The organism is Candidatus Kinetoplastibacterium oncopeltii TCC290E (genome assembly GCF_000340865.1).
Lineage (GTDB): Bacteria > Pseudomonadota > Gammaproteobacteria > Burkholderiales > Burkholderiaceae_B > Kinetoplastidibacterium > Kinetoplastidibacterium stringomonadis.
The window spans coordinates 62,011-85,843 of sequence record NC_020299.1 but is presented as its reverse complement, the minus strand read 5'-3'; the positions used below and the strand labels follow the sequence as shown (position 1 = coordinate 85,843).

Sequence of the window (23,833 nt, the reverse complement as noted above, 5' to 3'; positions counted from 1 at the left end):
ATATATTATTGACTATTTAATAAAATATCATTTAATCTTTTAACAAAAATATTAGGTTCTGATAACTGACCACCACTTGTTAGAATCGCTTGATCTAACAATAAGTTAGCCCAGCTGTCAAAATTATTATCATTAATATCTTCCAATTTTTTTAAAAATTTATGATTAGCATTAATCTCAAGAATTGGTTTTGAGTCTGGTGAGTTTTGTCCGGCTGCTCTCAACATACGTACTAAGTGGGGACTTAGATCATTCTGATTTACTACTATACAAGCTGGAGAGTCAACTAGCCTTGAAGAAATTCTAACCTCCTTAACTCTTTTAGAAAGACTATTATAAAGTTTATCAATAATAGGCTTCAATGACTCTGAAGAATTATCCAAACTTGCTCTTTCTTCAGTATCAGTTATATCTTCTGAATTCAAACTATCTTTTGCTATAGATACCAAAGACTTATTTTCAAAAGACCTTAGATTGGATAACATCCATTCATCTATCCTATCCGACAACAATAGGACTTCTATTCCTTTTTTTCTAAAAATCTCTAAATGAGGACTACTTATGGCATTTTCAAAAGAATCAGATGTTAAATAATAAATACTATTTTGATTAGGTTTTATTCTTGAAATATAATCATTAAGAGAAATTGTCTGACTCTTATCATTATTATGTGTGGATGAAAATCTCAATAATTTAGCTATACGTTCTTGATTTGAAAAATCTTCACCAATTCCTTCTTTTAAAATCTGACCAAATTGATTCCAGAATATTGAGTATTTATCAGTCTCTTTGCTTGCCATATCCTCTACAAGATTTAGTATACGTTTTACAGAGGAATCACGAATACTCCTAACTTCACGACTTTCTTGTAAAATCTCACGAGAAACGTTTAAATCAATATCAGAAGAATCTATAATTCCTCGAACAAATCTTAAATATCTTGGTAGAAGCTGATCCGAATCATCCATTATGAAAACTCTACGAACATATAACTTTATGCTATTAGATTTTTCTCGATCCCAAATATCAAACTGAGCATGTTTTGGTATATAAAGTAGTTGAGTATATTCGTTAGAACCTTCTATCTTGTTGTGTGTCCATATTAAAGGATCCTCAAAATCATGAAAAACTGTCTTGTAAAATTCTTTATATTGATCTTCAGTAATTTCTGTTTTTTTACGAGTCCATAATGCATTAGATTGATTGATAACTTCAAAATCGCTTGTTTTAATATGATTTCCAGTTTTATCATCCCATTCTTCTTTAAACATAAGTATTGGTAAAGAAATATGATCTGAATATTTTCTTATTATCTCTCTTAATTTCCAACCACTTAAAAGTTCATTAAAATCTTCTCTTATATGTAATACAATTTCAGTTCCTCTGTCTGCTTTTTCCGTATTGACTACAGTAAATTCGCCTAAGCCATCTGAACTCCAACAAACAGCCTGATCAATAGGAACACCAGCGTGCCTACTAATGACTTTAACATTATCTGAAACGATAAAAGCTGAATAAAATCCAACTCCGAATTGACCTATAAGATGTGAGTCTTTTTGCTTGTCTCCACTCAAATTCTTAATGAAATCTTTAGTACCGGATTTAGCTATAGTACCTAAGTTATCTACAATCTCTTTAGCTGACATGCCTATGCCGTTATCTACTATCGATATAGTGCGTAAATTGCTATCATAAAATATCTTTATAGATAAATTATGATCATCTTCTAGTAGTTCTGGCTTGTCTATTGCTTCAAATCTTAATTTATCACAAGCATCGGAAGCATTGGATATTAATTCACGAAGAAAAATCTCTTTATTACTATAAAGAGAATGTATCATCAAATGTAACAACTGCTTTACTTCTGCCTGAAAATTCATTGTTTCAGGTTCTTGATTTTTAACTTTATTCATAATAGGATACACAAATTAATTTATAAAAATTTTACGGATATACAAAGAAGATAAAAAATTGTAAGTAATATTAGCATGGAGTCTTTATGTTATTTTTCAAGATAGTATACAATTTTGCCTAAAACATATATAATCACCTGCTATAAGCCCGGGTGGTGAAATAGGTAGACGCAGGAGACTCAAAATCTCCCGCCGAGAGGCGTGCCGGTTCGATTCCGGCCCTGGGCACCAAACTTTTCTAATTATAAAGTGTTCACTCATGCATATGTATACTAGTGCTGTGAACCCACTCCCTCCATATAGCAACTATAAGAGCCATAAAAACAGGGCCAATAAATAATCCTATTATCCCCATAGTCTGTATACCACCTATTAAACCAAAAAAAGTTGGTAAAAATGGTAGCTTAACTGGTCCACCAATAAGTTTTGGCCTAATGGTTTTGTCTACAATAAACAACTCTATTGTTCCCCACAAAAATAGACAAACTCCTGACATAGCCTTGTCAGAACCAATGAGATATAAAGATATTAATGTAAATACTATTGGAGCTCCACCAGGGACCAATGCCATAAAGCAAGTCAATACCCCAAGCAAAACAGGAGATGGAACATCAGCTATCCAATAAGCAAAACCTAGAATAACTCCCTCTCCCATCGCAATAAGAGCCATGCCTGTTACGGTAGCGCTAATCATAGCAGGAACTACTCTAGATAAACGCATCCATTTAGTTGGTATAACACTTTCCCCTAATATATCTAATTGTTTTAGCATATTTTCTCCATCTTTATACACAAAGAATAAAGTAATCAACATAAATAATAATGCCAAAAGCAAATGAAAAGCATTTCCAGTTGCAGATAAAATCATTCTATATATGTTTCCTAGGTGCTCTCCACTTACTAATTGAACCAATTTTCCTAATGCATGTGGTTCACCCAAATATAGACGCCAAAATTCTGAAAAACGATCACCAAATAACGGCATAGACAATATCCAATCTGGAACTTCTATACCATTTTTGTTAACAGCTATAGCCCATACAATAAAATTACCTGCTTCTTGTATTGCATAAGAAAATACTATAGTAATAGGAATTACTAGCAATAAAAGCACCAGAATCAATAAAACATAGGCTGACAATATAGTATGGCCGCAACACAATATTCTTATACGATTAAAAATTGGCCAACTAGATATTCCTATAACTAAGGCGGTTAGTGAAGGGACTAAAAAACCTTTAATGAAATAAATACCTATTACTATAACAATCAATAATAACCAACGAGCTATTAAAAAAAGTGGCAATACTGGCCTCATAATAGAACTCTACAAAAAGTAAGAATCATTATTCTTAAGTTATTTACAAAAGACAAAATGATCAAAATATCTAAATGTATCCAGCACAAAATAATGCCGGATACATTGCAAACAATTACTTGATAAATTTTGATACATCACGCACAGCACCACGATCAGCTGAAGTAGCTAATAATGCATAAGCTTTTAATGCAGTAGAAATCTGTCTATCTCTATTAAGAGGTTTCCAGGCTTTCTCTCCTTTCTGATTCATTAATTTACGTCTATCATCCAGCTCAATATCAGATATCACAAGACTTATTATTCTATTTGGAATATCTATAAATATATTATCTCCATCTTTTATAAGACCTATAGCTCCACCTTCAGCTGCTTCTGGAGAAGCATGTCCAATAACTAAACCTGAAGAACCACCTGAGAATCTTCCGTCTGTAAATAAGGCACAAGTTTTACCAAGACCTTTAGATTTTAAATAAGATGTTGGATATAACATCTCTTGCATGCCTGGACCACCTTTAGGTCCTTCGTATCTGATAATTACTATATCACCAGGAAATATTTCATCATCTAAAATAGCTTTAACTGCAGAATCTTGACTTTCAAAGACACGTGCTTTCCCATCGAAAATTAACTGAGATTCGTCCACACCTGCGGTTTTAACTATACACCCTTTAATAGCTATATTCCCATATAAAACAGCGAGCCCTCCATCCTTAGAATAAGCATTCTCAAAATTTCGTATGCAACCAGAAGATCTATCTAAATCAAGCGAATCAAAAAATGAATTCTGACTAAAAGCTTCAGTTGTGCTAACTCCACCAGGTGCTGATTTGTAAAAACTTGTTATTTGTTCAGAATTATTCTCAAATATGTCCCATTGTTCAATCGTCTTTCCAAGAGTCCCTCCATATACATTACCGGCAGACATATCTAATAAATTTGCCCTGCCAAGTTCTCCTAGAATACCCATTACACCTCCAGCTCTGTGAACATCTTCTATATGATATTTATCAGTAGCAGGTGCTGCTTTACATAAACAAGGGACTCCTCTTGAAATTTTGTCTATATCTTGCATTGTGAAATCGACTTTTGCCTCTTGTGCTGCAGCTAACAAATGTAGTACTGTATTTGTAGATCCTCCCATAGCCACATCAAGAATCATTGCATTATTAAATGCAGCCTTAGTAGCTATATTTCTTGGCAATATAGATGAATCCTCTTCATCATAATAACGATGACATAGATTTACTATTAGTCTACCAGCTTGCTCAAATAAAGAACGCCTATTTGCGTGTGTTGCCAACAAAGTACCATTTCCTGGCAATGCCAATCCTATAGCCTCAGTTAAACAATTCATCGAATTTGCTGTAAACATTCCAGAACAAGAACCACAAGTCTGACAAGCACTATGTTCTGTTATATCTACCTGAGCATCACTAACGTTAGGATCACCGGCAACAATCATTGCATCAACTAGATCGATTTTAAAAATCTTATCATTTGAAACAATTTTACCAGCCTCCATAGGTCCTCCTGAAACAAAAACTACTGGAATATTTAAACGCATTGCTGCCATTAACATTCCTGGAGTAATTTTGTCACAGTTTGAAATACAAACCATGGCATCAGCACAATGGGCATTTACAACATATTCTACAGAATCTGCTATAAGCTCTCTTGATGGTAATGAGTAAAGCATTCCATCATGTCCCATTGCAATACCATCATCAATAGCTATAGTATTGAATTCTTTAGCTACCCCACCGCTAGAAGCAATTTCTTTAGCTACCAATGCACCAAGATTGCGAAGATGTACGTGTCCTGGTACAAACTGAGAGAACGAATTAACTACAGCTATTATTGGTTTACCGAAATCACCATCCTTCATGCCAGTAGCACGCCATAAAGCACGAGCTCCAGCCATATTTCGGCCATAAGTAGAAGTACGAGAACGATAATGTGGCATTATATTATTTCACTCTTAAATTAGATTTACAATAGAACTGATATATTATATAAAAACATATAAACATCAGAAATGACGAAACTATTAACCTTAAGATTTTACATTAATCCATGTTTCCCATCCAGTTTTACGCAATACACATTCTGGGCAAATTCCGCATCCATAACCCCAATCATGAAAATCATCTCGGCAACCTAGATAACAAGTATGAGTATTCTCTACAATAATTCTAATAAGATCATTACCTCCGATATCCATTGCCATTTGCCATATTTCAGCTTTGGTCTTTCTCATCAAAGGAGTTTCTATGTTTATAAGTCTATCTAAGCCAAGATTTAGAGTAACTTGTTGTGATTTTACAGTACTATCCCGGCAATCTGGATAATTAGAAAAATCTACTTCACTCATGCCTCCAACTATATTACATGTATTTATGTTATAACATATTATGGCAGCTGTAGTTAGAAACAATAAATTCCTTCCAGGGACAAATGTATTTGGAACGTTATCAGAAGAGTCTATAGTTAATTTTCTTGTAAGTGCATTTTCTGTAATCTGACTTATGAATCCCAAATCCACTACATGATCATCACCTAATTCTCCAATATAATAATTATTTTCTTGAGAATTAATAATATCTAGAATTGACAATCTGCAATCTAACTCTATAGAATGTCTTTGACCGTATTTAAAACCCAAAGTGTCTACTCTTTTATAATTGTTTAATGCCCAAAACAAACATGTAGTAGAATCTTGTCCTCCAGAAAACAGAACCAAAGCTTTTTCTCTATTCTTACTGAAAATATTAGTCATTTTATCATATTATCCATAAATCTTGCATTCATACGTACTAACTAAAAAATCTAAAAATTCTATCAGCGTATTAAGCTATTTAGTACAAATCTAATATTAATTAAAATTTGCTTGAGAAGCTATAGACAATTACTATAAGATTACTTTATGTTTTTAACACTATGAATAAGTTTTTGTTTCAATACTATTAAATATAAAAAATGCAAATATCACCGCTACGTCAAGAGATTCGTTTGTTAGGAAAAATGCTAGGAGAAATTATATATAGCTGTGAAGGAAAACGTCTATTTGATATAATCGAACTAATCAGAAGATCAGCTATAAGACTTAGAAAAAACAAAAAAGATCATGACAATGAATCATTAGAAGAATATATCAGTAAGTTAGAGGGTAATGACCCAAATACAGTAGCAAGAGCTTTTAGCTATTTTATGCATCTAGTTAATATTGCAGAGGATAATGATCAAAATCGTAGACATAAAGAACATCTTTCAGAACTTGATTACCCAATACGTGGCAGTTTAAAGGATGTAATAAAAAAACTAAATTCTAATGGAGTTAATTCGTGTGCAATTAATGAATTATTAAATGAATCTTGTATAGTTCCAGTATTAACAGCCCATCCAACAGAAATACAAAGAAAAAGCACATTAGATGCTCATAGAAACATTTCAAGAAAACTTATAGAAAGAAACAGTGAAAAAGATAAAGAAAATTTAAAAGAAATTGACTTAGAGCTACTCGGTTATATTGCAATAATGTGGCAAACAAGAATACTTCGATATTCTAGCCTTACAGTAAACGATGAAATAGAAAATGCTCTATCCTATTATCGTAGTACTTTTTTATCAACAATTCCTAAGTTATACAGAGATCTCTCTAACTTATTAAACAATAGTAAAAATTCTACTAGTCTGCCATTGAAACCTTTTTTAAGAATGGGTAGCTGGATTGGTGGAGATCGTGATGGAAATCCAAGTGTAGACGAATTAACTTTAGAACAGGCTATGATTAGGCAATCTTCTGTTATATTCGAGCATTACTTAAAAGAAGTATTTGCATTAAAAACTGAGTTATCTGTTAGTAATCTATTAGTTGATGTAGACAAGGAGATATTGTCCTTGGCAGAAGAAAGCAAAGATCTATCTCCTCATTTAAAAGATGAACCCTATAGAAAAGCATTAGTAGGTATATATGCTAGATTAGCAGTAACATCAGAAAAATTAACTGGAAAAAATCTTGCTAGAAGAGCAATTCTAAACGCTTTACCATACAAAGTATCTGAAGAATTCTACAATGATTTAAATACAATATCTAGTTCACTGGAAAAACATCATGGGAATTTAATAAATTCACTAAGACTAAAAAATTTACAACAATCTGTAAAAGTATTCGGATTTCATCTAACTACTTTAGATTTGCGACAAAACTCAGACGTTCATGAAAAAATATTAGATGAGCTCTTCGCACAGGCAAACATAATACTAGATGATAAAAAAAATAAATATTCTGATTTAAACGAAGAAGATAAAATAAAAATTCTTAGGTTCGAATTAATGCAAGGTAGGCAACTGGTATCTCCATGGTTTGAATATAGTGCTGAAACAACTAAAGAATTAAAAATTTTTAGAACTGCTGCTAGAATTAGATCAGAATATGGAAAAGATTCTATAAAACAATATATAGTTTCACATACAGAAACACTAAGTGATCTTTTAGAAGTTTTAGTTATTCAAAAAGAAACTGGGTTAATTAAACCAGCATATTATCCTCAAATAGAGAATGAAGGACTAATGGTCGTACCTCTATTCGAGACGATAACAGATTTGCAAAACAGCGCAGAAATTATGTCAAGATGGATAAATTTACCTGAAGTTAGATCTATAATTAGCGATTCAAATCATAATATCCAAGAAGTGATGTTAGGTTATTCTGACAGTAACAAAGATGGTGGTTTTTTAACTTCTAATTGGGAATTGTATCAAGCAGAAAGAAACTTAGTGGAAGTATTTAGATCCAATAATATTAAACTAAGGCTATTTCACGGAAGAGGAGGCTCTGTAGGCAGAGGTGGAGGACCAAGTTTTGAAGCGATTTTAGCTCAACCACCTGGAGCAGTATCAGGACAAATAAGGCTTACTGAGCAAGGAGAAGTAGTTCATGGTAAATACAATAATGCGGAAGTAGGTAAATGGCATCTAGAACTAATAGTCGCTGCAACACTTGAATCTAGTTTGTACGTTACTACGAACAAAAAAAACATGGATAATATCTATGTGGATAAGTATGGTGAGGCTATGTCATTTATGTCTCGTCACGCAGAAAAAATTTATCGCAATCTAATATATGAAAAACCTGGATTTACAGAATATTTCTTTACATCTACTCCAATAAATGAAATAGCCGAATTAAATATAGGTTCAAGACCTTCATCTCGTAAAAATTTACAAAACATTGAAGATTTGAGGGCTATTCCTTGGAGTTTCTCTTGGTCTCAGTGTAGATTAATGCTAACAAGTTGGTATGGTGTAGGATCTGCAATTGAAAATTTCTTAGATAACGGAGCTAGTGTTATCGCAAAATCTAAAAATGATAGATTAAGCTTATTAAGAGTAATGATAAGAGAATGGCCAATTTTTAAAACCTTGATATCTAATATGGAAATGGTTCTTATAAAATCTGATCTGGGAATAGCTTCTTGCTATTCAAAATTAGTACCGAATCAAACACTAAGAAACAATGTTTTTAACGCCATAAGTTTGGAATATTACAAAACTATAGAAATGCTAAGATTACTAACGAACAGGGATCTTCTAGAAGACAATCCTACATTATTAAATGCTTTAAAAGAGCGTTTTACATATATAGATCCACTAAACTACCTACAGGTTGAGCTGCTTCGCAGACATAGATATGGTTACAATTCACTATCTCAAAGTTCCAAAGATATGACAAAAAGAGATATACATATAACTATAAACGGTATTGCTGCAGGACTTAGAAATTCTGGCTAGTAATAATCAATAAAACCATAAATAACAATTTATTTGGATTATTTTTCATGCATCTGTTTCCTAAAAAATTATCTGATGGATACTTTAGTTTTCTTTCTGCTGGATTCCATAATGAACGAAAAAAATATGAAAACTTGGCAACTTCTGGACAAAATCCAGAAATAATGGTGATAGGATGTTGTGATTCAAGAGTGTCACCAGAAGTTATATTTGATACTAGTCCAGGAGAAATATTTGTTGTTAGAAATGTTGCCAATTTAGTACCAATCTTTGAAGATGAGCATTCAGAATCTTACCATGGAACAAGCGCTGCTATAGAATTTGCCGTAAATGGTCTCAATGTAAAACATATAGTTATACTAGGACATGCTTCTTGTGGTGGTATTAAATCATTCATAGAAGATCAACATCCTCTTAGTAAGATGGATTTTATAGGAAAATGGATGTCGCAAATTGTACCCGTTGCCAATCAACTTAATATAAAAGTTGGCAATTATAAGCCTGGCGACATAAAAAAACTAGAACTTGGAGTTGTTCAGCATAGTATAAATAACTTATTAAGTTTTCCTTCTATAAGAACTAGAGTAAATCAAGGAAAATTACATATACATGGAGCTTACTTCTTAATATCCACTGGAATTTTATTTATAAAAAAAGGAACAAGTTTTACTCCATTAATTAAAAATTAAATTCCTTCCCATACCGGACCTGGAACCTCTATATTCAATAACCTCATCGCATGTATGACCGTATGGTCTACCATTTCTTCTATAGAAGCTGGTTTGTGGTAAAATGCCGGCATGGGAGGAAATATAATCCCTCCCATCTCTGTAACAGAAATCATATTACGCAAATGAATTAAATTAAAAGGTGATTCTCTTACCATAAGCACAATGGGCCTTCTTTCTTTCAAAGAAACATCTGCCGCTCTGACTATTAAATTATCAGACAATCCATTAGCTATCGCGGAAAGAGTTCTAATTGAACAAGGAACAATTAACATACCATCTGTTCTAAATGAACCACTAGCTAGAACATCACCAATATTTTTAAAATTATGAACAACACTAACCATAGAGTGAAGTTTGTTAATTCTAATACCCAACTCATTATGCAATGTTAAAACTCCTGATGATGATATAATCAAATGAACTTCAACATTAGTCAATGAATTTAACTTCTTCAGAAGCCTTAAAGCATATATGGAACCTGTGGCTCCTGTTATGCCAACGACAATTCTACGCATCATAATATCTGTTGTTTACTAGCAAAAAGTAATATTATCGATTACTGTTTTTAGCTCTCCACTAGAGTACATGTATGACACGATATCTGAACCTCCAATAAAATTTCCATCAATATATAACTGAGGAATAGTAGGCCAATCAGAATACTCTTTTATTCCTTGACGAACATTTTCATCCTCAAGAATATTGATACATAAAATATTATTACTATTTAAACCACATTCCTTAAGGATTCTAACAACTTTTCCAGAAAAACCACACATAGGAAAATTTAGAGATCCTTTCATAAATAATACCACTTTATTCTCTTTAATTATTCCATCTATATATTTTTGAATATCTTTCATATTTTTAATAAAAAATTGTAATTTGTTTATTTAAGACTACTTTAAACTATATATTGCCACCAGTTATTCTAGGTATTCCAGATAGATCTAGAAAACTTGTTATATTTCTAAATCCGGCTATTTTTAATATATTCTTGACTTTTGCAGCTTGATCCCAACCGTGTTCCATCCATAAAAAAGCTCCCTTATTCATATAATTCCTAGAATTGTAAACAATATTGGTAATATGAGACAATCCATCTGATTCATCTGTCAATGCTATCCTTGGTTCAAATCTTAGATCTCCTAATTCTAGGTGTTTATCCAATGAAGATATATATGGTGGATTAGATACTATTAGATCAAATTTTCCTATATGTATATCAAAATTATCAAACCAATTACTATTAATTAAAGTAACATTTGCTCCTAATTTTTTAGAATTTATCTCTGCCACAAGTAATGCACCTTTATCAATATCACTACCTACCACTTCAGCATCAGTCCTCATCAAACATATAGATATTGCAATTGCTCCACAACCAATACCTAAGTCCAATACTCTTGGTTTATGTAAAGTACTTAAACTATTAATAGAAACATCCACTAATAACTCTGTCTCTGGCCTAGGTATTAAGACAGAATTATTGACCAAAAATTTGTTGCTCATAAATTCTTTATAACCAACTAAATATGCTATAGGTTCGCCTTTTAATCTTCTCTTTCTCAGATCGTTATATTTGCGAAATGCAATATCAGAAATAATATTGAGATCATTAGCAATAATCCAAGTCCGTGGTTTTTGTAAAACCTTTTCCAAGAGAACAAGTATCTCTATTCTTGGTAAATTTAGATCCATCATCAAGTTTTTTATATTGACTTTCATTTTTAAAAACTAATAATTAGAATCTAAAGAAGCTAATTGTTCAGCCTTATATTCGGCTAATAATGCCTCAACAAGATCATCTAACTCCCCATCTAAAACTTGTGATAATTTATACAATGTCAAATTTATACGATGGTCAGTTATACGACTCTGAGGATAGTTATAAGTTCTTATACGCTCAGATCTATCTCCTGAACCGATAAGACTCTTACGTTCTGAAGCTTCTTTCTTTTGTTTTTCTCTGATTTCTAAATCCTTGAGACGCGCCGATAACACCTTCAAGGCTTTCTCTTTATTTCGATGCTGAGATCTGTCATCCTGACACTCAACTACAAGGCCACTAGGCAAATGTGTTATGCGTACAGCAGAATCAGTTTTATTTATATGCTGACCTCCAGCTCCGCTCGCTCTAAAAGTATCTACACGTATATCACTGGAGTCTATAGTAACATCATTAACCTCATCAGCTTCTAGCATGACAGCCACAGTACAAGCTGATGTATGAATCCTACCCTGATTTTCAGTTTCTGGAATTCTTTGCACCCGATGTCCACCTGATTCAAACTTCAATCTACCATATGCTCCATTACCCTCAATACGAATTATAACTTCTTTATATCCACCCAAGTCAGAGGAATTTGCAGATATTATTTCAACTAACCATCCCATCTTTTCTGCATAACGTATATACATTCTTAATAAATCTGCTGAGAAAAGTGCACTTTCGTCACCTCCAGTACCTGCCCTAATTTCTACGAAAAAACCTCGATCATCGTTGGTATCCTTAGGCAATAAAGATAACTGCAAATCATTCTCTAATTTTTCTATACGAATTTTAGAGATCCTAACCTCTTCTTCTGCCATTTCTTTCAATTCTGGATCTGACATCATTTCATTAGCTGTTTCTAAATCAGATTCGGATTGTAAAAATGAAGTAAACAGTGTGACAATAGTCTCTATTTCTGATCTTTCACAAGACAGTTTTCTAAGTTGGTCAATATCTGCTGCTATATCATGATCAGAGAGCAACATATCTATTTCCAACAATCTATTAGAGATTTCCTCTAAACGCATACGCATTGACGATTTCATTATTTTTTTAAACTTATTGGCATAAAACTAAAAAATTTATTAATAGGGAGTAATTTATTACTAATAATTATTACTACTGCACTTAGAAGAAATCTCCAAAATACAAGACAAAATATCTTTGTCGCAATCTACATTGTTGTTAACGAATGATATAGGACCATGCAAGAATTTCTTTGTTATTCTACGTGCCATATGTTCAAGAACTACTTCCGGAGATTCTCCAGACTTTAATGCTTTTTTAGCTAGCTCTAACTCAGTAGAGCTTATTTTATTAGCTCTACTTATTAACTCTAATATTGATGGAATACTGTCACGAGATTTCATCCATTTTATAAAATCATTTGTCTTTTTTTCAATAATTTCATTTGCATACGGTATAGTTGCACTGCGACTGGCAAATCCTTTTTTTATAACTTCCTGCAAGTCATCTACAGAGTATAAGGTTATATTCTCAAAATTTGATACTTCTGTATCTATATCCCTAGGAACAGCCAAATCAATCATAACTACCGGTTTTATTTTTTTACCATTAAAAGCATTAGTAACGTTACTTAAAGTAATGATTGGATCTTCGCTAGCAGTACATGAAACAATAACATCAAAATCATATAACTTATCATTTAAACTCTTAAATGGAATTGATTCTATAGAGAATTTTTTTGATAAATTATCCGATCTATCGGAAGTTCTATTAGTCACTACAATTTTATTGTACTTATATTTTACAAAGGACTTAATACATAGCTCAATAATTTCTCCAGCTCCTATAAATAGCACATTAAGATTTTCTAATTCTTGAAAAACTGTTTTAACTAGATCAATTGAAGCAGAAGAAATGGATATATGATTCTTGCATAAATCTGTATGCGTGCGAACTTCTTTAGAGACTGAAAAGGAATATTGAAATAATTTATATAAGTAAGTCCCTAATGAGCCAGCCTCATTAGCCATAGAAACTGATTTTTTCATTTGACTTAGAATTTGAGGCTCGCCGATTATAATGGAATTTAAACCACAGGAAACAGAAAAAATATGTCTAACAGCGATATCATTAACATAATTATAAAAATAAGTTGGATCAACTTTTCCATAACTAGAAAACCAGAGTATTAATTCTTGTATATATTCTTCATCGCAATAACAATACAACTCAGTACGATTACAGGTAGACAGAATTACAGCTTCGGAAACAACATCCCTAAATTTAGACAAAATACTAGACAACAATATGCCAACAGTATCAGTTGGCATAGACATTCGCTCTCTAATCATCAATGGAGCAGATGTATGATTCAATCCAATAACGCTTATAACAGAAGACATAAGGGCACTTTAGTGTAAAAAAACAACATTAAACCTAACAAAATGATAAAGTATATTACATTCTCCAGCATTAATTAATAACTATCAACAATTACCTTATTGTTATATATAAAATTTTTATATATAGTTAACAGTTGTGATGGCCCGGTAGCTCAGTCGGTAGAGCAGAGGACTGAAAATCCTTGTGTCGGTGGTTCAATTCCGCCCCGGGCCACCATCATTAATATCAATAATGCATCAAGATAAAATCCATATGTCATTTATGGAATATATTAAATATCAAAACACATTAGTGTCATTGGTTATAATAATCTGGAAACAACAAAAATTACTAGTCTAATCATTATCTAACATGTTCACTATTGGAATATTTTAATATGGCAATCAATCTAACAATACCTAAAATGGTGTTTGCAATAGAAGGTATAGAAATAGGAGTAACAGAGGCGGGAATAAAGAAAGAGAATAGAAAAGACTTAACAGTATTTAAACTAGATGAAGGAACCACTGTAAGTGGAGTTTTTACAAAAAATCTATTCTGTGCCGCCCCTGTTCAAATTGCAAAAAAACATTTGCTATTAGGCAAGCCTATACGAAGTTTGGTGATAAACACAGGAAATGCAAATGCAGGCACAGGACAAAATGGCTTAAAAAATGCACAAACAATATGTAGCTCATTAGGGAATTTATTAAAAATAGAGGATTGCCAAGTATTGCCTTTTTCTACAGGAGTTGTATTAGAACCACTACCAGTTGATAAAATATTAAACAACTTATATAAAGCTGTTTTAAAATCCGATAAGAATAATTGGATGGAAGCTGCATATGGGATTATGACAACTGATACGATTCCTAAAATTTTTTCAGAACAATTTACTATTGATCAAAAGGTTTTTACTATAACTGGAATTAGTAAAGGGGCTGGAATGATTCATCCTAATATGGCTACCATGCTAGGTTTTATTGGAACTGATATTGGTATTAAGCAGTCACTATTAGACAAAATAATTAAAGATCTAGCAGATAAATCGTTCAATAGAATTACAATAGACGGTGATACATCTACGAATGATTCTTTCATAATAATGGCTACAGGCAAATCAAAAATAAAATTAGAATCAGAACATGATAGTAATTATCATATAATATTAGATGCGCTAGCAAAAGCAGCTTCAGATTTGGCTCAAAAAATAGTAAGAGATGCTGAAGGAGCAACAAAATTCATTACATTACAGGTGGAAAAAGCAGCTAGCAAGGAAGAAGCATTAGCTATAGCATACTCTGTTGCTAAATCACCGTTAGTAAAAACAGCATTCTATGCATCTGATCCAAATATAGGACGAATTCTAGTAGCTATAGGATATTCAAATACAAACATACCTATAAATAAGGTAAAAATCTGGCTCAATGATTTGCTGATTGTAGAAAATGGCGAGCTTAGTAAATTCTATACAGAGGAATCTGGAAAAAAAGTTATGAAACAATCAGAAATTGTAATAAAAATATCTCTGAATAATGGTTATTTTGCAGAAAAAGTATATACCTGTGACCTTTCACATGATTATGTGACCATAAATTCAGATTACCGTTCATAATATATTTAATCGGTTAGGCTCGAATATAAGATGGAATATTAAAATGAAAGAACTTTATCAGCTAGCGAAAAGAGTCTTAAAACAAGTTAGTGCTTGGCTACCACCGGTCCCTTCTGAAACAGATTGGAATGTTTTAGCTTATAAATGGAGAAAACAAGGGTCACAAGGTTATCTACAGTCTATAAAAAATATATCAGAGATTGATTTAAATGATTTGCACCATATAGAAAGACAAAAGACTATTATTGACAACAATACAAAACAATTCATAGAAGGTAAGCCAGCTAATAACGTTCTAATGACAGGTGCTAGGGGAACTGGCAAAAGTTCATTAGTGAGATCCATGCTAGGAAAATATTCTGATAATGGACTTCGTTTAATTGAGATAGATAAATCAGACCTTTCTGATCTACCAATTATTGTAGATATAGTCAGTGGTCGTTCAGAAAAATATATTTTATTTTGTGATGATCTTTCTTTTGAAAATGGTGAAGTTAGCTATAAAGCACTAAAATCTGTATTAGATGGTTCCATTTCTGCAAAAAGTGATAATATTTTGATATATGCAACCTCAAATAGAAGGCATCTAATACCTGAATATTTTTATGAAAATCTTCAATCATCAAAAGACCACGATGGTGAAATACACCCTGGAGAAACAATAGAAGAGAAGACTTCCCTGTCTGAAAGATTTGGATTATGGGTATCATTTCATCCATTTAATCAAGATTTTTATCTTGATATAGTGAAACACTGGATCAATGAAATTCAAGGAGATTCTGTGAAAAATATTGATTTTATGGATTTTCGCAATGAAGCCATACAATGGGCAATAGAAAGAGGATCTAGATCTGGTCGAATAGCTCAACAATTTGCACGATATTGGGTTTCAAAAAACTTTACCTCTTAAAAAGAGGTATTCCAAATTGTATTCATAACAATCATCGACAGAAAGCGATTTTAAAAGCAATATAATCTTTGACAATTGTAGACTTAAAATCACTTTCTTGCTTTGAAAATCTTATTGATATCATATGTTTATTCGCACTTATCTCAGGAAATATTTCCTGTTCTTCATACAAGCATAATCTCAATAACTGATACTCTTTACCTCCCAACATTCTCTGATATTCTCCATTATTTGAAATGCATTCCACAAAGTTACCAGACTCTCTTAGCAAACTCAAAACCATTTTTAAAGATTCAAATAAAGGGTTAACGTGTGATACCCAGTTATTCAAATCTCTCCTTCTAATCAATTCATTTTTATTTTGCCAAAAATAATATGAAGGCATATCAGCTTGTGCTGCACATCCAGAAACTAATAACTTTCCTCTAAGGCTATTTAACCATTCATTTTCTCTAAGAGAATGTCCAGGTCTTCCAGAAGATATTAAAGCAGAACTCACAGCTCCTAGTTCAGAAATGGCTAGCTCCAACATTCTTTGATTGACATTCCTGTTTTTGCGCAAATTCAACAGAAATAAACGCTGTTTTTCTAAATCTTGCAAAATAGAACCCTTAACGTCAGATCTATCAATAGCGTCAATAATTTCAAATAGTGTAGATATTGCTATCTGGTGCAATCTAGTCTCACTACTCTCAATAGCAAAGAATAGTCTGTCAAAAAGATACTCTAATCGCAAGTAAATCCTAACTCGCTCATTAAATGGATATTCAAAAAAAATCACTATATTTCAAAACCTATTGTATAAGATTAAAGCGAATTAACCATATTAAAATCTCGAAGATATCATACACCAATAATCATGATTCATTTTTACTTGTTTAAATAAATCCTGCTTAGAAATGCTTTCCCCATTTATTATAATATCATCAGCAAAATTTAAACGTGTATGACGATCAGTTTGCACAGATATAATTTTCTTTATAGTATCTAAACTTAATTTTCGTTCACTAACTCTTTTTATCTGAGTATTTTCATCACAATCAACAACACATATACGATTAACTTTATCAAGCCATATTGAAGAATTTAGCAATAATGGAACGACAAAAACAACATATAATCCTGAATATTGTTTAAGCATTAGGTCAGAATAATAATTAATCAATGGATGCATTATTAATTCTAAATTGATACGAGCATTTTTATCAGAAAAAATATGCTCACGCAGCCATGATCTATCTAACTGACCGTTACTGTCAATAACTTTTTCACCAAAAACATCTATTATTTTAGGCAGAGCTTCACCACCAATATTTGTCAGCGATTTAGCAATCTCATCAGTATCTATTATGTAAGCACCTAAGTCTCTCAGAAAATAAGTGACAAGTGTCTTGCCTGAGCCTATACCACCAGTTAAACCGATTTTTAACATATTTGCTATTCTTAATACTATAACTAAGCACTATTATCATAAATTGTTTAATAAACTATAGCAAGCATATAGAGCATACAAAATTTACGTCTAAAAGATTATCAAAATTATTGAAATTGATTAATTATTGATAAATCAAAATAAAAAAGCGAAATAGTAATATGAGATTTAAAAGATAAGTATATTAAAATTAATTATATAAGCGTAAAAATACTACTATTAAATATACAACAAAAATATTTGTAATTATTGAAGATACGATAATATATCTATTATTTTTTTTAATCTTTAATAACTCCTCTTCTATTTTTATACTAGAGTTTTTATGTAATAAATAATTGTGTAATAAACGAGGTATAGCTGGCAATATAGATGGTAATTTTATAGCCTCATTTTTCAATGCGTTAGAAAAAGCATGAAATCCAACCCTATGTCGTAACCATTTCTCAAGATATGGTTTAGCTGTTTCCCATAAATTTAATTCTGGATCTAACTGAATTCCTAAGGCCTCAACATTTAATAAAGTCTTTTGAAGCAGAACTAATTGTGGTTGCACTTCCATATTAAAAGATCTAGATACCTGAAAAAGCTTTAATAATAATTTGCCAATTGATAATTCAGATAGTGGTTTACCAAAATACGGCTCACATACAGTGCGAATAGCACTTTCTAAATCTTCAACTACAGTATCCTTGGATACCCATCCAGACTCTATATGCAACTTGGCGACGCTTTTATAATCTTTATGAAAAAAAGATACTAAATTTTGTGCGAGATAACTCTTATCAGAATCTGATAAACAACCAACTATGCCAAAATCTAAAGCAATATAACTACCGAAAGTACGTCTATCATAAGATATATGTATATTACCAGGATGCATATCAGCATGAAAAAATCCATCTTCGAAAACTTGTAAAAGAAAAATCTGAATTCCTTTGGAAGCTATATCAGACGTATTCAGACCAACATTGTGTAAATTTTCTATTTGATTAACAGGAATTCCATACATTCTTTCCATTGTCAATATCAAGGAATTAGTTAACTCCCATACAATATTAGGAACAATTAACATTCCTTTTCTATTATTATTTTTCTTAAAATTAGAACTTATTTGGCTACAATTAGCAGCCTCAAATCTTAGATCAATCTCATTATGTAAATATTTGTCAAATTCATTTATTACACCTTTAAGTTTCAATCTATTAGAATCTGACCAAAAGAAATTAATAATTTTAGATAATAACCTTAGCAAAGATAAATCTCTATCAATTATTTTTAAAATACCAGGCCTTAAAACTTTTACAGCAACCTCTCTACCATCATGCATAACAGCAAAATGTACCTGAGCGACAGAAGCTGCAGCTGTTGGAATATCATTAAAACTTAAAAATAAAATATTTATTGGCTTACCAAAAGAACTCTCTATACAATTAATAACTTCACTAGAATGAAATGGTGATACTTTATCATAAAGCATGGCAAGCTCAGCAATAATATCATTTGGTAATAAATCGTTTCTATTTGATAATGATTGACCTAGCTTAATAAATAAAGGTCCAAGTTTCTCTAATGCTAACCTAAATGACTTTCCTCTATCAATATTTCTTATAGAGAAAAGAGAAATTGTTTTTATAAAAAAATTAGAAAATCTAGAGTTACTTCTACTAATTAATAATCTTGGGAGTCCATATCTTATTGAAATAAATATAATATAAATTAAACGAATAATTGAATACATTTTATCAGCAGTCGATCTTTACAATATTATCAATACTTCTACATAAATTATTTACGCGAATACGTGTTTTTTTTGTATCTATGTATATAGATTTTATATTTTTCTTAAAATCTTTATATATTATCTTATCTGCTAAAATATCAAATTCCTCACAAAAAGACCAATTAAATTCACTTGACAAATTATAACCGAAATTACATATCTTATTAAGAATCCATCTAACATTGCTCATAAGGCTTTCAATAATTTTATAAGATTCATCTTTAGGAATTAGCTCAATATTCTTTAATAAAATTGACATATCGCTCATGAACTGTAAATCTCCAGATACATGCATAAACTTAGATACAGAAGAAAAATCACAGTGATTAATAGATTTTAGTATCTCTATAATAGATTCATTACAAGTTACAATCATGCTAGGATTTTTATTGTCATATTTAGCAACTTCAAATATACCTTCATTATTAATAATAAATCTTAATAAACAATCATTAACATTGATCTCTAAGATTTTACCAACATGTTGATTCAAAATATTTGACAAATTTTTATGTTTGTTAAATAAATGGTTAATAATAAAGATTAATTTATTTATAATTATATGAGACATATTTGAAAAATTCATAAAAATACTCAATATTAATGATCAATATTTTCCTGAATCCCAGCTAAAAGCCATCCAGAAGAATGGTTTTTTTGAAAAATCCATATCTCATCAAAACTATTAACATTTGAATTAGTATTCTCTTTAATAACTCCGAAAAAACGAATATTTGCAAAAGTATTGTCATTACTCTTCTCGTATTCAGTGTTTAAAAATTCATAATATAAAGATAATACTTGGACTTCTCGATCATAATTTTTGTGTTTGAAATCATTTTCTATAATGCTGATCATTTCATCTGTTAAATAAATTTTTAACGAATCTATATCACCATTTCTCCATGATTCCTGCATATGCAAGAAAAATATTTTAGCCTGCTCTGAAAATTCTTTTGTATTGAAATTATCACAAAAAGAACTATTTTTTTCTAGCTTATTAATAAAATAACCATCGTTATTATTCTGAAAATTTTTTTGCTTTCCGCAATAAGAAATTTTACTATTTTTCATAAAAAAATAGCTAAAAATTAGATACATGGAAGATAAGATTAAAAAAATAATTATGGAAATAGAGATAAAATTTACAAAAAAACCACTTAGACCAAAGTATGATAACATTGTGGCCAAACCAAATCCTGCAATTATAGGTCCCATTATTTTAGAAAATAAATTGCCTTTATTGCTATGATTTATAGTTGTTTTTGATTCTTTTTTATAATGATTATTAGAACTTAAATCATTTTTTTTATATGGAGCTTTATAGTGTTTTCCAATATTATGACCTCCTCCAATGCGACGTGCTTCTGCATTGCAAGATAGAAACATAGCTGTAAATATAACAAATATTAAAGATAATAGAAAAAACTTACTTTTCAATGAGATGAACATACAAATACACCTTTAACTATTAAATCAATTTTATACTGGCTAATCTATCTTTATACCTTCATGCAAAGCTACTATACCAGCATTTAGATTAGAAAACTTAACCTTGCGAAAACCAGAATCAATCATCATTTGCGCTAATACATCTTGCTTAGGATGCATACGTATTGATTCTACTAGATATCTATAACTATCTCCATCTCCTGTTATCTTGTTACCAAGCCAAGGCAAGAATTTAAAAGAATAATAGTCATATAAAAATCTCAAAGGTTCAATGATTTGAGAAAACTCTAATATCAACAACTTTCCACCTGGTTTCAAAACCCTTCTCATCTCCGACATAGCTTGCATTTTATTTGTCATATTACGTAGACCAAAAGAAACGCTAATTCTATCAAAATAGGATGAAGCAAAAGGCAATGACTCGGCATCACAAGCAACGATAGGCAATATATAACCACTATTTATTAATCTATCATAACCAACATTTAACATATCAATGTTAATGTCAGTAAGCCAAATCTCAACATTTTTTATATGTTTATCAATGAACATTCTGGCCAAATCACCAGTGCCTCCAGCTATATCAAGAATTTTCATTCCTGGTCTTATATTAGCCTTACTAATTAAAAATTTTTTCCATAAACGATGAAGTCCTAATGACATTAAGTCATTCATTAAATCATATTGATCTGCTACAGAATCAAAAACCTTTGATACTAGCATTTTCTTTTCAGATGTTTCAATAAACTTATATCCAAAATGTGTAGAGTTTTCATTTTCTAAAAAATTTCCATTAGCTCCATCTTTCATATAATTTCTTCTTATCAATAAACTAAATATAATATTTAGAAAATTGATTATCCTTTTAAAAAAGTTAAAATTCATACAAATTAGGTATTCTATACTCTTTTGATAAAATGCCACTATAAAATCTTTATAAGATATAATGGGATTATTAAATATAGTTAATAGATAATAGTTATAAACTGACAAGTATTTTTTTGAATTATGATGCAATCAACTTATCAATATAAATGAAATACTAACAATGAAAAATTCAAATATGCATGACATACAACGTCTAATACCTAATAACATCAATTTACTTCAAGATATTAAAAATCTTTCTTCAAAAATCTTACGAGGAATAGAAAGAGAGGCATTAAGGGTTAATTATTACGGAGATTTGTCTAATCTGCCTCATCCACATACATTAGGATCATCTTTAACTAATAAAAATGTAACAACTGATTACTCAGAAGCATTATTAGAACTTATTACAGGAACTAATAATTCTGTTGATTCTTTGATAAAAGAACTTACTAGCATACATAATTTCGTTTATAGCTCACTGAATAATGAAATGCTATGGCACAATTCAATACCAGAACTATCTTCAAAAAAAGATAGTGAAATACCAATAGCATGGTTTGGGAAAAACAACATAGGTATGTATAAGCATGTATATAGGAAAGGCCTAGCAAAACGCTATGGAAGGAAAATGCAATGCATATCAGGACTTCATTATAATTTTTCTTTAAATAATGAAATATTAGAAAACTTAAACTGTAAAGATAAAAATCAGAAAAATTTTAATAGTCAATGTTATTTTAATTTAATGCGTAATTTCATAAGATACTCCTGGTTGATAGTATATTTATTTGGATCAACGCCAGCAATATCTGTTGATTTGATAAAAAATAACATCAATATAGATGATCTTGCTAAAATAGATAGCAAGACTGTCTATTTGCCTTATGCAACTAGTCTAAGAGTAAGCAAGCTTGGCTACTATAGCAAAGTTCAATCTAAGCTAGATATATCTTACAACAACTTGGAAGAGTTCCTTACAGGGCTATATGAAGCTATAATGAAGCCCTGGCCTGGGTACCAAAATATTGGAACTAATTACGGAGAAGATTGGATACAATTAAATACTAATATACTTCAGATTGAGAACGAATACTATTCCATGATAAGACCTAAATGCTCTATTAATAATAATGATCGGCTTATAAATGGTTTAAAACAGAATGGGGTTCAATATGTTGAAGTAAGATGTCTGGACATTGACTTAGAATCTTCTATAGGAATCAGTATAGAAACTTGTCGTTTTTTAGATTCTTTTCTATTATTTTGTGCAATTGAAGATAGTCCTATATTCATTAAAAATGAGTATAAAGAACACTATGAAAATTTTTCAAATGTCGCGTACAGAGGAAGAGAGCCAAGCTTACTAATCAAGAAGAAAGGTTCAACTGTTCCATTAAAACAATTTTCTACTGAATTAATTACTAAAATAGGAGATGTTGCTTCTTTATTGGATAAAGAAACTAATAAAAATTTACATTACGATTCAGTATTAAATCAACTTAAAAAAGTAAATGACCAAGACCTTACTCCATCTGCAAAGATTATTAGAGATCTAAGAGATAAAAAAATATCTTTGGCAGAATATTCATTAGGGATAAGTAAATATCATTCATCTGTTTTAAAAGAAAAAACAGATTCAAATCATGATAAATATAAAGAAAATGCTATTAAATCTCATGAGGATTTTTCCTCATTAGAGGGAAAAAGTGAAATAAATTTTGAGGAATATGTTAAATCTTTACAAAACGACCTTAGTAAACATTTTAATGACAATAATCGAAATTAAAAAATCAAAAATCTTTGGCGCATCCGACAGGAATTGAACCTGCATCAAGAGCTTCGGAAACTCACATTCTATCCATTGAACTACGGATGCAATAAAATAAGATA

At 30.9% G+C, this 23,833-nt stretch carries 20 protein-coding genes and 3 tRNA genes; 7 read left to right on the top strand and 16 right to left on the bottom strand.

All coding sequences use genetic code 11. The features are described from left to right. Window positions 1-5: 5 nt before the first annotated feature. Complete coding sequence (htpG, locus tag CONE_RS00410) at window positions 6-1,913, bottom strand: molecular chaperone HtpG (RefSeq protein WP_015396795.1); 1,908 nt, start codon at window positions 1,911-1,913, stop codon at window positions 6-8. Between the two features lie 146 nt (window positions 1,914-2,059). On the opposite strand from htpG, the gene CONE_RS00405 reads away from it, so the two are divergent. Further along, window positions 2,060-2,144, top strand: a tRNA-Leu gene (locus CONE_RS00405). Between the two features lie 22 nt (window positions 2,145-2,166). Here CONE_RS00405 and CONE_RS00400 read toward each other — a convergent pair. From CONE_RS00400 to queC, 3 genes are all read right to left on the bottom strand, one after another. Next, on the bottom strand, window positions 2,167-3,231 hold the full coding sequence (locus tag CONE_RS00400) for an AI-2E family transporter (RefSeq protein WP_015396794.1): 1,065 nt from the start codon (window positions 3,229-3,231) through the stop codon (window positions 2,167-2,169). Window positions 3,232-3,346: 115 nt separating this feature from the next. Continuing rightward, the gene (ilvD, locus tag CONE_RS00395; protein WP_015396793.1) at window positions 3,347-5,197 is read right to left on the bottom strand and encodes a dihydroxy-acid dehydratase; all 1,851 of its coding nucleotides are present in this window, start codon (window positions 5,195-5,197) and stop codon (window positions 3,347-3,349) included. Between the two features lie 90 nt (window positions 5,198-5,287). Continuing rightward, window positions 5,288-6,010 carry a 7-cyano-7-deazaguanine synthase QueC gene (queC, locus tag CONE_RS00390; protein WP_015396792.1) on the bottom strand — a complete coding sequence of 241 codons (723 nt, stop codon included), beginning with the start codon at window positions 6,008-6,010 and terminating at the stop codon, window positions 5,288-5,290. A gap of 200 nt (window positions 6,011-6,210) precedes the next feature. Between queC and ppc the strand changes: the two genes are divergently transcribed. Together ppc and CONE_RS00380 are read left to right on the top strand one after the other, a co-directional pair. Beyond that, window positions 6,211-9,024 carry a phosphoenolpyruvate carboxylase gene (gene ppc / locus CONE_RS00385; protein ID WP_015396791.1) on the top strand — a complete coding sequence of 938 codons (2,814 nt, stop codon included), beginning with the start codon at window positions 6,211-6,213 and terminating at the stop codon, window positions 9,022-9,024. Window positions 9,025-9,077: 53 nt separating this feature from the next. Beyond that, window positions 9,078-9,713, top strand: a complete 636-nt coding sequence (locus CONE_RS00380; protein WP_200858692.1) for a carbonic anhydrase — start codon at window positions 9,078-9,080, stop codon at window positions 9,711-9,713. Here the strand turns inward: CONE_RS00380 and CONE_RS00375 are convergent. The 5 genes from CONE_RS00375 to hemA are packed head-to-tail and all read right to left on the bottom strand — an operon-like array spanning window position 9,710 to window position 13,898. After that, the gene (locus tag CONE_RS00375) at window positions 9,710-10,270 is read right to left on the bottom strand and encodes a UbiX family flavin prenyltransferase (RefSeq protein WP_041862226.1); all 561 of its coding nucleotides are present in this window, start codon (window positions 10,268-10,270) and stop codon (window positions 9,710-9,712) included. The two genes, CONE_RS00380 and CONE_RS00375, sit on opposite strands and share 4 nt — an antisense overlap. Before the next feature lie 18 nt (window positions 10,271-10,288). Further along, window positions 10,289-10,618 (bottom strand): Grx4 family monothiol glutaredoxin, encoded by a 330-nt coding sequence (grxD, locus tag CONE_RS00370; protein WP_015396788.1) that lies wholly within the window; start codon window positions 10,616-10,618, stop codon window positions 10,289-10,291. A gap of 46 nt (window positions 10,619-10,664) precedes the next feature. After that, entirely contained in the window at window positions 10,665-11,483 is an 819-nt protein-coding gene (gene prmC, locus CONE_RS00365) for a peptide chain release factor N(5)-glutamine methyltransferase (protein ID WP_015396787.1), read from the bottom strand. Window positions 11,484-11,492: 9 nt separating this feature from the next. Continuing rightward, the gene (prfA, locus tag CONE_RS00360; RefSeq protein ID WP_015396786.1) at window positions 11,493-12,575 is read right to left on the bottom strand and encodes a peptide chain release factor 1; all 1,083 of its coding nucleotides are present in this window, start codon (window positions 12,573-12,575) and stop codon (window positions 11,493-11,495) included. Between the two features lie 60 nt (window positions 12,576-12,635). Beyond that, window positions 12,636-13,898 carry a glutamyl-tRNA reductase gene (gene hemA / locus CONE_RS00355; RefSeq protein ID WP_015396785.1) on the bottom strand — a complete coding sequence of 421 codons (1,263 nt, stop codon included), beginning with the start codon at window positions 13,896-13,898 and terminating at the stop codon, window positions 12,636-12,638. Window positions 13,899-14,039: 141 nt separating this feature from the next. Here hemA and CONE_RS00350 point away from each other — a divergent pair. From CONE_RS00350 to CONE_RS00340, 3 genes are all read left to right on the top strand, one after another. Next, a tRNA-Phe gene (locus CONE_RS00350) sits at window positions 14,040-14,115 on the top strand. Between the two features lie 160 nt (window positions 14,116-14,275). Next, window positions 14,276-15,493, top strand: a complete 1,218-nt coding sequence (gene argJ / locus CONE_RS00345) for a bifunctional glutamate N-acetyltransferase/amino-acid acetyltransferase ArgJ (protein ID WP_015396784.1) — start codon at window positions 14,276-14,278, stop codon at window positions 15,491-15,493. 43 nt (window positions 15,494-15,536) lie between these two features. Continuing rightward, window positions 15,537-16,403, top strand: coding sequence for an ATP-binding protein (locus CONE_RS00340; RefSeq protein WP_015396783.1), 867 nt, complete (start codon window positions 15,537-15,539; stop codon window positions 16,401-16,403). A 31-nt stretch (window positions 16,404-16,434) separates the two neighbouring features. Here CONE_RS00340 and zapD read toward each other — a convergent pair whose 3' ends face one another. The 6 genes from zapD to CONE_RS00310 form a co-directional block, all read right to left on the bottom strand. Then, complete coding sequence (zapD, locus tag CONE_RS00335) at window positions 16,435-17,184, bottom strand: cell division protein ZapD (RefSeq protein WP_015396782.1); 750 nt, start codon at window positions 17,182-17,184, stop codon at window positions 16,435-16,437. Between the two features lie 45 nt (window positions 17,185-17,229). Further along, entirely contained in the window at window positions 17,230-17,835 is a 606-nt protein-coding gene (gene coaE, locus CONE_RS00330) for a dephospho-CoA kinase (protein ID WP_015396781.1), read from the bottom strand. Window positions 17,836-18,025: 190 nt separating this feature from the next. After that, window positions 18,026-19,576: a 2-polyprenylphenol 6-hydroxylase gene (gene ubiB / locus CONE_RS00325; protein ID WP_015396780.1), complete on the bottom strand. Its 1,551-nt coding sequence runs from the start codon at window positions 19,574-19,576 to the stop codon at window positions 18,026-18,028. Between the two features lie 4 nt (window positions 19,577-19,580). Then, window positions 19,581-20,204 carry a hypothetical protein gene (locus CONE_RS00320; protein ID WP_015396779.1) on the bottom strand — a complete coding sequence of 208 codons (624 nt, stop codon included), beginning with the start codon at window positions 20,202-20,204 and terminating at the stop codon, window positions 19,581-19,583. A gap of 14 nt (window positions 20,205-20,218) precedes the next feature. Continuing rightward, a complete protein-coding gene (locus tag CONE_RS00315; RefSeq protein ID WP_015396778.1) occupies window positions 20,219-21,070 on the bottom strand; it encodes a Tim44 domain-containing protein in 852 nt (283 codons plus the stop codon). 39 nt (window positions 21,071-21,109) lie between these two features. After that, window positions 21,110-21,880, bottom strand: a complete 771-nt coding sequence (locus CONE_RS00310; RefSeq protein WP_015396777.1) for a class I SAM-dependent methyltransferase — start codon at window positions 21,878-21,880, stop codon at window positions 21,110-21,112. A 238-nt stretch (window positions 21,881-22,118) separates the two neighbouring features. On the opposite strand from CONE_RS00310, the gene gshA reads away from it, so the two are divergent. Next, the gene (gene gshA, locus CONE_RS00305; RefSeq protein WP_015396776.1) at window positions 22,119-23,729 is read left to right on the top strand and encodes a glutamate--cysteine ligase; all 1,611 of its coding nucleotides are present in this window, start codon (window positions 22,119-22,121) and stop codon (window positions 23,727-23,729) included. 15 nt (window positions 23,730-23,744) lie between these two features. Here the strand turns inward: gshA and CONE_RS00300 are convergent. Continuing rightward, window positions 23,745-23,819: transfer RNA gene (locus tag CONE_RS00300), tRNA-Arg, on the bottom strand. Window positions 23,820-23,833: the final 14 nt, after the last annotated feature.